This is a genomic window from Blautia sp. MCC269 (genome assembly GCF_018785655.1).
Taxonomy (GTDB): domain Bacteria; phylum Bacillota; class Clostridia; order Lachnospirales; family Lachnospiraceae; genus Blautia_A.
Map to the genome: position 1 here is coordinate 19,370 of NZ_WQQE01000026.1, position 12,367 is coordinate 31,736.

The window sequence follows — 12,367 nt, forward strand, 5'->3', positions numbered from 1 at the left end:
CTACAATTATAATGTAATAATACCGTACAGATTCTGGTGTCACCTATATATCCTGTCATATATATCCTTCTGATATACAGACATAATATTCTCACAGACATTCTGTACACTTAAAACAGAATGGAACAGTCTCATCCCGCTCTGTTCTTTCCATCTTTCACTCTGAGAGCTACAACTTCGCCCATGAGAATCACAACTGTCCATTCTGTTCACCTGCCTTTTTTTCTTAATTCTTTTTATCAACCCGGCCATTATAACGTTCCCGGCCGGGTTTTGTCAACCGGATTTATGGTTAAATTTATTGTAAATCCGGGTAAATTTTTATGCTTCACAGAGGAGGATGTTTATGCAGCAGCATTTGCGTTGATCGTATCAATGACTTTTTTTATTCCAAGCCAAACACCCATATCTGTAAAGATTTCCGAAATGCTTCCACGATCCGTAAACGGAGATTCCAGCAAAACAGAAAGATCCTTCATCATTCCATTATGAACAATATACTCAATGATTTGATTTACAAAATAAATCTGCCTGCTGTCCAGATTTACATCCTCAAGATACTTTGAAAAAGCTTCCTTTGCTGCATTCATATCAAGACCTACCATTTCTCTGACAAATTCTCCCAATGGCTTTCTGCCAAATTCTGCTTCATAATCCTCTTTTGTACCAAGCTCGCTCCAGAGAATTTTTTCCAGTTCAGCTACATCTTTTTCTGTAAGTGACTGATTCTTTTTCAGCTTAGCTATTACATGGTTATCCTGATGCTGTCGGACATAATATTCTACTCGTACCTTGTAATTTTCCAGATCATTGTTTTCCAATTCTGCTTCTTTCCATTCCGTTGAAAGAATTTCGTCTGTAAAATTGGTCATATATTTATTCCTGCTCTTATCCGGAATATACTTCATAAGATCTCTCAGATTTTTCCTGATATTTTCAAATTCATCAATTCCTGCATTTTCCACATAATCTGTATGCAAAATCTGATCGATCAGCTCTGTCTGTGCCTGAATCTCCGGTATATTTGCCACTCCGGCAATTCCGGAAACCTTTTTTAAAAGATCTTTTCGCGCACTTGTATATTTCTTTCCAACCAGAGATGCAAGTTCTATTCCATACATAAGTGCATCAAAACGTACTGCTGTTACTTCATCACTTTCAGGCAAAATCAAGGGTGCAACCTCTTCCCGTACAAGTAAAGTATCTTCATAAGTAAGCATCTGATAGTTCGACTCTTCTGAATATAATTCTACATATTTCAAATGTTGGCGAACTGTAAAACTATCTCTTGGGAGCTCTTTTACTTTTTCAGTCATGTGCTTTACAAGTGCAGTCCTGTACGCAGTTAATTTATCTGTCTGATATTTAATATCCTGAAGCTTGTACGAAATCTCAAACTGAAGATTAAAAACTGCACTTTGCAACGCCATCAGATTTGCGCTTGCTTTTCCTTTATTCATTCGGAAAAACTCAAAATTTCCACAAAAATCAAAAATGTAAAACTTTTTCTTATCTTCCCCATCCAACAATCCCGGACATAGTCTTGTTCCTCGTCCGATCATCTGCCAGAATTTTGCTTTACTCATAACTTTCTTAAAGAATACAAGATTAAGAACTTCAGGTACATCAATTCCGGTATCTAACATATCTACAGAAATTGCGATCTGCGGTAGTTTTTTCGGATCTGAAAACTCATCAATTGCACTCTGTGCATATTTCATTCTGTTATCGATCACCATAGCATAATTCTTTAAATGCGGATATTCCTTATTAAAAATCTCAAGAATTTTTTCCGCATGATCATGATTTTTCGCAAAAATAATTGTTTTTCCAATCTTCTGTCCGTATTCAATTTTAATCCCATCTCTCATCAGGACATGAAGAATTTTTTTAATGGTATCTTCGTTAAAAATCCAGGTATTCAATGCAGCCGAATTTATCGCTTCCGGAAGCTTTCCATTTTCGTCTTCAAAAGTATTTTCATAGATTTCTTTATCTGCTTCTGAAAGTTCATCATATACAATTCCCTGATCAATAAATTTCACCCTGGATTCCACCGAAAGATAATCAACCAGATATCCATCCTTAACCGCCTGCGCCAGATCATATCCATAAGTGGGATCTCCGTTTGCCAGTTCAAATACTTCATATGTATTTTTGTCAATCTCATCTTTCGGTGTTGCGGTAAGTCCTACAAGCAGTGCATCAAAATATGTAAAAATATCTTTATATTTATTATAAATGGATCTGTGCGCTTCATCACAAATGATCAGATCAAAATGACCACTGGTAAAAACTTTTCCTTCTTTGTCATTTATCGTATCAATACAGTTTATCATGGTCTGATATGTGGAGAAAACACATCGCGACATATAATTATTCTTTTCTTCAACCAGATTTGTACAGGAAAAATCCTGCATCCAGTTTACAAAACTTCTTTTCGCCTGTGTTACCAGTGAATTTCTGTCCGCCAGAAAAAGTATATTCTTTACCCAGCCCGCATCAACCAGTACCTTGCACAAAGCCATTACTGTTCTGGTTTTTCCGGAACCTGTGGCCATAACAAGCAGGGCTTTTCTCCGATTCTTTTCATCAAAGCTCTGGCATACTGCTTTTATCGCGGCTTCCTGATAATAGCGGTCTGCTATCTTTTTATCTACAGAAATATTTTGGAGGCTTGTCCGCATACTCAAAAGGTTAAACCATTTCTCCAGATCCCGTTTGGAATAAATAACTGAACATTTTCTTTCTGGATATTGTCCGTCTATGATCCGGGTTTCAAAACCATTGGTAAGGAAAATTACCGGACGCCGTTCATATTTCTTTTCCAGCAGATCTGCGTAAAGTTTCGCCTGCTGCCTGCCCTCAGCAATATCCTTGCAGGTACGTTTTGCTTCTATAATTGCCAGAGGTTTATTCATATCATCATAGAGAACATAATCAATATGTCCAATCCCTGATTTATTCGGCATTCCTGTCACAGTCATCTCATTTAACCAGTCTTTTCCCTGTGTCCATCCTGCATCAATGAGCATGGAATCTATGTAAAGTTTTCTAGTTTCATATTCAGACAGATCCAGAGGTTTCGGAACATATGTCTGCTGCTGTTTCTCGTGGCGTGCGGACAGTTCTTCCCTGAGAAAAGTATTTTCTGCCATCAGTTTTTGTAGATCCAGTTCCTGCTGGGCAGTTTTTTCTTGTTCTTTCAGAAGTGTTTCCTTTGCTTTTCTGGCTGTTTCCCTGGATGCCTTTGCCTTCTCAATTCTGCCATCAATAATCGATTTGTCAAATGGATGTTCCTGATACTGTTCTCCATAACAATATGCAACGTAATCTAAAAAAATCGACAGATTTTCAAGACAGAGCATCGCTGCATCTCTGCCAGGTTTTTTATTGCTATGTGCCACACTATTTCCACATCTGCGGATATAATCCATCCTTTTCCAAAGATCCGGTCCCACTAACTGTCTGAATTCCTCTGTATTCATCAAAGTGTGAAGGTTATCCTGGTACGGAATCTGCAAACTGTTCTCCACAGAATACAACCATTTCACAGCAAATTCCATAGCCCGCCGGCTGTTAAGAATACTCGCATCCGGATCTGCCAATATGATCTTCTCCGCAGATATGGCAACATTTGCAAATGCAGAGAATTTTGATTCATTTTTTAAATAATCAAAGTTTGTTACCATTGTGAAACCTCCCTCTTTTACTTTCAATTTTTCGTGTGATTTATGAGGAAAACTCCAGGTTTTCCACTGTATCCGTGTGGTTTTTCCGTATTTTGTCATCACTGCATTTTTAGTTTTTCTGGCATATTTTTTCTCACATTCGTAATCTCTTTATTTAAATCTTTTATATATTCTTTACACACATCTATATATAACCCTGTTTTATATTCTGGTTTTTCCAAAAACTGTAATTCAACGGGATTCTTTGTAATCTCTGTAAGTAACTTTACAAATATACTTTTCAAATTATTTTGGCTTTCGTCATCATTAAGACATACTTCTGCAACTTCTTCAAAGCCAAACACTAAATAATCTTTGTTTTCTCTTTTCTCCAAATATACATTAATCACTTTGCTTTCCTGATTCATAAATATCCTTCCTATCATAAAATGCATTTTTACCGCCCTCAAGAGTATGCATACTTTCTTGAGTCCAGTTTTTAATGTCTGTTTCATCATCTATATTTCTAAGTTCATCATAAAAAGGATTACCAACATACGTTTTATATACTCCATTCTCATGAGTTCTTAATATACTAATATACGGAAGCGTACCAACTGCAATATTAGCATTATGTGTTGCTATAATTACTGTTTTTCTCCTTTTTGCAAGATCAGTTAATTTGGGAAGTATATTAGATGTTATATATGAATTTCCCATTCCCAATTCCGGTTCATCTAAAATATATACATCACTTTCTGAATCCAATAACTTTTGCATCAATAGAATTCCACGTTCTCCATTAGACGGTTTGTAAATTTCTCCATTTTCTAATGCTGTTTCTTTAGACACTCCTATAAATGCGCCTATGTCTTTAATTCCATCATCATAGAACTCTTGAAACTTTGATACTTCTTCCGATATATTCTCCGCTAAGATAGCTTTCTTTATCCCCTCTATTACATGTTTACAATTTCTTAATATAGTTATTCCCTGTTTAAATTCATCTGTACGTGATTCTTTGGCTAACATTCTGTATCGTGTTTGAATGTATATATCACCTTTTTCCTCAAGGTTTCCCAAATATTCTTTTTCAACCTTGTCCGTAGCAGAAAATGCACTACATATTTCTTCCACATTTTCAAACAACTTAAACCTTTCTATAGCAAAATCATAAAACCCCACACTGCTAGGTTTAGATATTGTATCAGAACATTTATCCGCTATTGCTTTTATCTTATCAATGCTCCAGTTTGTAAGCTTAATGCTTTTATCACTGTTCCACATTTGCATTATTGCATCATTTATATTTTCACATAATTTTTCCAATAGCAACATTAAAGTTGTACTGTCTTGCTCATCCAAATATTTTCCTATATCAATTTTTTGAAATGTAGATTTTGTGAATTCTTTCAAATATTTATAATCTAATTCAAGTTTTCGCTCATATATTCCTTTCTCTATATGCACGCACTCTGTTATTTTCATTCTCCCTTTATTTTTATTGTTATCTTTTGTTTCCATCCAACTTATATATTTTTCAAAAGATGTTGGTAATGCCTCTTTCCAGCTATAAATGTCAAAGAACTGTTGTCCCATACTATCCAATCGAAGCTTCTCAGGTGTAGCTATTACATCATTAATCTTTAACATTTTTGAAAAATCCACATCTTTTTCACTACCTTTATAACTTTCCATTACGATTCCATTTTCAATATAATATTTCTTCAAAGATTCAAGAATTTCTGTTTTTCCCGTTCCCTTCTGACCGAAAATAATATTAATATCTTCATAGAAAGGTAATTTAAAGTTTACTCTTTTATATGGCGATACAGGAATCTCCTTTTTTCGTTTTTGATTGAGCAATGTATCTATTATTTGTACATCTTTTTTCGCTAACAAACAAAATTGCTCAAATGTTTGTACTGGTAATCTTATATCCGCAAACTTACTAGTTTCATACTTGTCCCAATCCTGTACATCACTTCCTATAATAACACTATAATCAAAATTGGAAAAAACTCCAAGACTTCGATAATCAGATGTTTCTTTAAATAACCGACTAGAATCGGGTAATAACTCCTCTAATTCCTGAATATCTTCATCTGAAAGTTTGGGTTCTTTATGAAAATGTGGTATATAAATACAATCACATTTTCCAAAGACTTCATACACTTTTTTTACACTAATTTGAAATGTATTTACATCTTCATCTTTAATCAATTTTTGTACTTGAGTATTAAACAGCTCAACATTTTTAGGATTAGCAATTACTATCAAATGACCTCTTTTACGATTTCCCTTTTGGTCTGCTTTTCCTAAAATATCAAGTTCTATTCCCGGCCATATGTCGCAATTTCCCGCCGTAATATCTTTAAATTCTTTGTACTGCTCATAATCAAATTGATTGTGATTTGTTATTGCAACAATTTCAACCCTCGCTTCAATAATCTTTTGAAAAAATTTGTCTTTGGTAACATTTCTTGTATACGCATCTCCTGTTTTTACCTTCTTTGTGTGACAATGTAAATCAATTCTCATAATTGCCTCCCATCTCAGGTATAAATTTTTTTAATATATCACCATACCCCATTCATCCCAAAATCCACCATTTTTTAACTTGTATATATTTTTTTGTGTTTCTTCCGATAATACATTCCATTCCCATGGTCTTGAATACCCACTACCGCTACTAAAAATATTTAACTTTCTCATATAAGTTACAATATCTCTTGCGCTTGGATATCTCCACGCAATCTTTTGAAGCAAATCAAAAACACATGCTCCCACAGGAGTAAAAAATTCTTCTTTATTATCTGATGCTATATACCCACTCATAACATAATTTCCTTTTAATCCTTTACCGTTATCATAGTTTGGTACTATCATCTTTTGAGATTTCCATACTCCTAAGTCAGCAACACATATGATATCTGGAATTTCCCTAGGATGTGTAACATATTTTTCATTATATTCCCAAATAGATTTTTCAATATTTTCTTTCGGATTCGAATTTTCTTTTTTCCATTCATGTGAATGTGCCAATAATCCATAATAAATTTTGCTTTGCAAATCTTTTCTTGGTGTTCCATTCTCATTAATAGCTAATTTTTCTATCTTCTTTGAATGCTCTATAAATTCGCCAATATGTTTACGCCTTAATGTAGTTTTACATTCAAATGCAGCCACTACTCCTCCAGATAAGTATTCCTTACAATTCAACAAGCTTTTGGGATAATCTGGTGATAAAACAATCACATCCACTTGCGGACTTGTTTCCCCTGAATCACTTAATATCCTTCCCTTTGTAACTATTTGAAAATAAGGTGGAATCCAAGATTCCAAAAGTTCTTTCCAGTTTTCTTCACCCTGATCCCCTGCAGTTCCTGGATCTTCATTTACTCTTCTACAAATTCTCATATATTCATCTGAAATATTCCTATTTGCCTTTTTAAAAAAATCAAATAAATCATGTGTCGAAGTACTCATATTCGTTTCCCTTCATTCCTGCTATACTTATTTTAATCATTATATATATTTTTTTATCCAACGCTTTTGCAATTTAACTTTTTATTTATGCAAAATCTATTTCCAAACAAATTATTTCAACAAACAATAAATTCGTACAAATGCAATCATAGCATTTTATTTTATAATTATCCTCATCAACCACAGTTATCAAAAATTCCTTGATAACTGACTTTTTATTTTATGTCTCAAGCTACGCCAGTATCTTTCTGTTATTTCATTTATAGCATTCTGTTTTCCCGATACGATTCAAATATATATGACGGATTTTCGTAATATACACTGCTGTTGTAGTCATCAATCTTTGCACTGATAAAGGAATTGTATACTTTTATTAAAGCATCTACGATCCCAATATTTTCATCTGTAGCAACCATTTTTATCAGCCGCTTATATACTTTTCCAATGTCCCAATGTGATGGAATGCTGTATTTACAATCACCCACATTGTCAAAATCTCCTTCTTGTATTCCTGCTTCTTCGATAAAATCAGCACTGACTCTGTCAATGTTGTCACAATGATATACATCTGCCAGATCATAAATTTTATCAAGTCTCTGCTTTCCAAGTTTATTTACAACATCTGCCCGTGTATTCTTTGTTTTCCTGGCAATGTAATCGATCAGGCTGCATGTGTAAAATAAATCGTTATCTTTTTTGCTTTCACGTCCTTCTCCTGCCATTTATAGCACCTCACAATCTCTATACTTCAGGCATTTCAATGATTCTTTGGAACAAAATGCTATCTGATGAGTTGGATACTTGAACTTTGCCAAAACCCAGAACTGTTCTCTGGTAATCGTACCGTCCATGTAATCAGAAACAAAATTATAAATCTGATCGTCTGCCATTGCACCGATTACAATATCATATTCATGGTCTTTCCCACTACGACATGCAATTATAAAATCCAACCATTCTTCTGTCATATCTTTGAATTCTTTTATTTTCAGATTCGATTTTAAACGCACATCATAGACAGATACAACTTTCGTATCATATCTCCTGGCCCATCTTTGAGCCTGTTCTTTTATAATCGTACAGTAAAAACCAGTTCCAAAATCTTTTGTATTACGACCTTTTCTGATTTCCGGTTTCTCTACAGCCTGATATCCACCATGGTACACCGTCATTATCGCCATTCAGCTTCTCCCCTTTCTAGCCAAAGTATTGTTGCATCAGACTATCGAATAACTTTCGTGTTTCATCCAGTGCTTTTTGTACTTTAACTTTTGATTTGTTGACTTGTTCTGCAAACGCATAATATCTATCTTGTACTTCCATCGGTGGCTTAATTATTTGAAAGCCAGATACTATTGGAACATTAAGATTGGGCATTGTTTGTCCTACAGCCATATCTTCTATAGTTTTCTTAAATGATGGAAACGATATTATTTTTTGAATATAATCAGCAGTAACTTCCCCTTTAGTTCTGATAAGCATGCTTCCTGTTCCACACAAGAATCCATCTTCAGGAACAACTGCGCATCTACCCATTTCACCTCTTCTACCCATTACAACATCCCCAGTTTTTAACTGATACGCTGATAATTCTTCATATTTTTCATCAGAAATTGTAAGTTTATCATCTGGAGAAACCTTACCATCAACAATATGCGAAGGATTTAGTAACGGATGTCCACCATCAATATAATCTTCCTTATGTAGTAGCGAACCAAAAGGTCCAATCTTAATATCTGCCAAATCAGAAAGTGCAATCTTATCATATCCATAAGGATTAGAAACTGGATCCCCAAACATCTCGACAAATCGGGCTTTGATGAGGTCGTCTAATAACTGCAATTCCTGCTCTCTTAACTTTATAATTTCATACAATTTGTCAAGTTTATCACAAATTAAAACCTGTTCTGTCAAACCAATTTCTGCAACTTCATATCGTGATACATAATCATCAATTTTCAAATTATGGAGTCCCGTGGTTTTATTCTCAAATGCTCTTGTACCACCACGCTTATAATTTGCAAACAGCGAATAAAATACATATCTCGGATACCATATTTCTCGGTCTTTCACTCGAAGTAATCCTGTAAAATTGTTAAAAAGATATGTATTATCTTCACCGTCAAAATATATAACCCTGCCTACGGGAAACTTAACACTTCCACCAGACTTCTCAATAAGAATATCTCCTTTGCGTAAGTACTTCTCCTCAATATTTTTCTTAGTAATCATTCTAGTAACTACATCATTGTAATTTACCACGCCCTCATTGGTAAAATTGGTTGTTCTAAGTACTGGGATTCCGTCACCAGTTTCATCGTCAGTTCCCCATTCACCAGATAAAACTTTTCCTATTATATCAATTACTTTTGCCATCTACATCATCCCTACAAACCCGAATTTTCGAATCTGCCATCCTTTCTTCTATAATCCCAACAACCTCTCCAACTCATCCATTTCTTTTCCAATCTCCAGCTCCAATTCCCGGATATTGGCCATGATTTCTGATGTTGGCGGATATTCCACCGGAGTGTATTCGATTTCTTTATATTTATTAATACTGAGATCATAGTCATTTTCTACAATATCTTTTTTCGGTACCATAAATGACTGGTCTGTTCGTTTCCGTTCTGCTTCTTTATCAAGGTTTTTAAAACGCTCTACAATATCCGGAATGTCATTCTCTGTGACAGGAGTACGTTTATCGTCCAGGCTGAATCCGTCTGCTTCCATATCGTAGAACCATACCTGATCAGTTCCGCCGTGTTCTGTTTTTGTAAAAATAAGGATTGCTGTGGATACTCCTGCATAGGGTTTAAATACACCGGAAGGCATAGATATTACAGCTTCCAGTCTCTGATTTTCAACAATTTCCTTACGGATGGATTTATGCGCCCGTGATGATCCAAAGAGTACACCATCTGGTACAATACAAGCGCATCTTCCTCCAATTTTCATAATCCTCAAAAACAAAGCCAGAAATAAAAGTTCTGTTTTCTTTGTCTTACAAACCTTAAGAAGATCTCCGGAAACGGACTCTGCATCCAGGCTTCCTTTAAAAGGAGGATTTGCCAGCACAAGGGAATACTGATCTTTATCTGCATTCTGATCAGATAAGCTATCCCGATACTCAATATAAGGATTTTCTATTCCGTGAGTCATCATATTCATGGCTCCAATACGAAGCATGGTGCGGTCCATATCGTATCCATGGAACATATGATTCATGTAATGATCTTTTTTCTGCTTATCATAAAAAATTTCTTCTTTTCTTTTTTCTTTCAGATATTCTCCTGCTGCAACCAGAAATCCGGAGGTTCCACATGCCGGATCACAGATAATCTCATCACTGGACGGATCCATCATCTCAACCATCATCCGGATAATATGTCTTGGTGTACGGAACTGTCCATTCCGTCCGGACTGGGCTATTTTAGAAAGGAGATATTCATATACGTCTCCTCTGACATCTGCTGTCTGGATTTCATTCATAAGTTTGTAAATTTCATCCAGAGAATCCACCACTTTGGATAAAAGGAGTGGTGTCGGAAGTTTAAAGATCGCATCGTCCATATATTTGGAATATGCACTGTTTTTATCATTATGAAGATTTTTTATAAACGGGAACACCCATTCCTGCATGATTATATACATTCTGTCTGCCGGAAAATCATGGAATACGGACCATTTCAGCTGACTTCCGTCAATTGTTCTCTCACCTATTTTTACTTCTCCGAAAAAAATACTCTGAAATGGCAAGCCAAGCATTGCACTTTCTCTTGCACGCATATTATCGGAATCATCCAGATCATGAATAAACATCAGGTATGTAATCTGTTCGATTACTTCCAGTGGATTGACAAGTCCTCCTGCCGCAAATATATCCCATAAACCATCTATTTTGTTTTTTAATTCACCAGTGATCATTTTTTATCTCCCATCTATTACTCATTATTCCAGGTATATTTCGTATACCTTCCGCCGCCGATTTTTAAAATTTTTTCTGCTGTCAGTAATTCTGCCAGTGTTCTCTGTATCGTTACCACACTAATATCCGGACACTTTTCTGCAATTTCCTTTTTTGTAATTGTTCCCAGAGTGTTTTTTATAATCTCTTCTATTCGCTCCGGTTTTGATATATTCTGCGTTATCAGCAATTTTATTCTTGAAGAAAACTCTCTGTATGCTCCTACGATAACACCAAGCATATATTTTACAAATGGTGTATAATCATTCTTATTCTCATACCAGTTCTCAGAACTTTCCCTTAAACATTCATAGTATAATTCCTTTGAATTTTCTATCATTCTCTCGATACTGATATATTTTCCCACAATATAGCCAGATCTGTACAAAAGTAACAGTGTAAGTAAACGGCTCATTCTTCCATTGCCATCATTAAACGGATGTATGCATAGGAAATCCAGAATAAACATTGGAATCAAAAGAAGCGGATCTATTTCTCCTGTTGCCATTGCCTCTTCAAATGCTCCGCATAGTTCTTCCATTGCTTCCGGTGTTTCCCGGGCCGGTACTGGTTTAAACCGTATTTTTTTTATTCCCTGAGAATCTTCTTCCTCAATGACATTATCTGCAGTTTTATATTTTCCTCCAATATTGTAGCTTTCAAATTTATACAAATCTCTGTGAAGCTGTAAAATAATCGCAGACTTTGGTGGGATATGGTCATGGCTTTCATGAATTGTATTCAATACATCTCTGTATCCGGCAATTTCCTGTTCATTTCTTGTCCTTGGCCTTGTTTTGTCTTTTACCAATTCCCGCAATCTGATGTCTGATGTATAAATACCTTCTATTTTGTTGGAACTTTCCGTACTTTGAATTTTAGCGATTTCAACTAATTGTGTAAGAGTATCTGCTTTGGCCTCAATAAAAAGAGTTTGTTCTCCCTTAAATTCATGTATCTGTGTCAGATAAGATACAATTTCAGGAGTCAACAGACTTTTCCACTTTTCCTGATAATCAAACCGTCTCATATATTTTCCATCACCTTCTTTATCACTCTTTTTTCGATTTTATTTACTTCAAGTATATAAATCAATTTTATCATTGTCAACTTTAATTTAATCATTTTCGTAAGAATGATTAAATTGAAAGTGAAATGATAAAATTAAAAAGTCCAACAATAAATGCTTCTGCACGGATCTTCAGCATTTACTGTCGGACTTTTATCCTTTTTATTCCTT

9 protein-coding genes are annotated in these 12,367 nt (G+C 35.0%); all 9 read right to left on the reverse strand.

From position 1 onward, the window contains the following. Positions 1–344: 344 nt before the first annotated feature. The 9 genes from GPK88_RS09655 to GPK88_RS09695 all read right to left on the reverse strand — a co-directional run bounded on the left by GPK88_RS09655 (position 345) and on the right by GPK88_RS09695 (position 12,157). On the reverse strand, positions 345–3,692 hold the full coding sequence (locus GPK88_RS09655) for a DEAD/DEAH box helicase family protein (protein ID WP_173762299.1): 3,348 nt from the start codon (positions 3,690–3,692) through the stop codon (positions 345–347). A 98-nt stretch (positions 3,693–3,790) separates the two neighbouring features. Further along, a complete protein-coding gene (locus GPK88_RS09660) occupies positions 3,791–4,099 on the reverse strand; it encodes a hypothetical protein (RefSeq protein ID WP_173762300.1) in 309 nt (102 codons plus the stop codon). After that, positions 4,074–6,212, reverse strand: a complete 2,139-nt coding sequence (locus GPK88_RS09665; protein ID WP_173762301.1) for a histidinol phosphatase — start codon at positions 6,210–6,212, stop codon at positions 4,074–4,076. Before GPK88_RS09665 ends, GPK88_RS09660 begins: the two co-directional genes overlap by 26 nt. A gap of 30 nt (positions 6,213–6,242) precedes the next feature. Continuing rightward, complete coding sequence (locus GPK88_RS09670; RefSeq protein WP_173762302.1) at positions 6,243–7,160, reverse strand: DUF6602 domain-containing protein; 918 nt, start codon at positions 7,158–7,160, stop codon at positions 6,243–6,245. A gap of 260 nt (positions 7,161–7,420) precedes the next feature. Continuing rightward, on the reverse strand, positions 7,421–7,882 hold the full coding sequence (locus GPK88_RS09675) for a hypothetical protein (protein WP_173762303.1): 462 nt from the start codon (positions 7,880–7,882) through the stop codon (positions 7,421–7,423). Next, complete coding sequence (locus tag GPK88_RS09680; RefSeq protein WP_118064813.1) at positions 7,883–8,341, reverse strand: DUF3990 domain-containing protein; 459 nt, start codon at positions 8,339–8,341, stop codon at positions 7,883–7,885. A 16-nt stretch (positions 8,342–8,357) separates the two neighbouring features. Then, on the reverse strand, positions 8,358–9,536 hold the full coding sequence (locus GPK88_RS09685) for a restriction endonuclease subunit S (RefSeq protein WP_173762304.1): 1,179 nt from the start codon (positions 9,534–9,536) through the stop codon (positions 8,358–8,360). A gap of 48 nt (positions 9,537–9,584) precedes the next feature. Continuing rightward, a complete protein-coding gene (locus GPK88_RS09690; RefSeq protein ID WP_173762305.1) occupies positions 9,585–11,087 on the reverse strand; it encodes a class I SAM-dependent DNA methyltransferase in 1,503 nt (500 codons plus the stop codon). A gap of 17 nt (positions 11,088–11,104) precedes the next feature. Beyond that, positions 11,105–12,157, reverse strand: a complete 1,053-nt coding sequence (locus GPK88_RS09695) for a Fic family protein (protein WP_173762306.1) — start codon at positions 12,155–12,157, stop codon at positions 11,105–11,107. Positions 12,158–12,367: the final 210 nt, after the last annotated feature.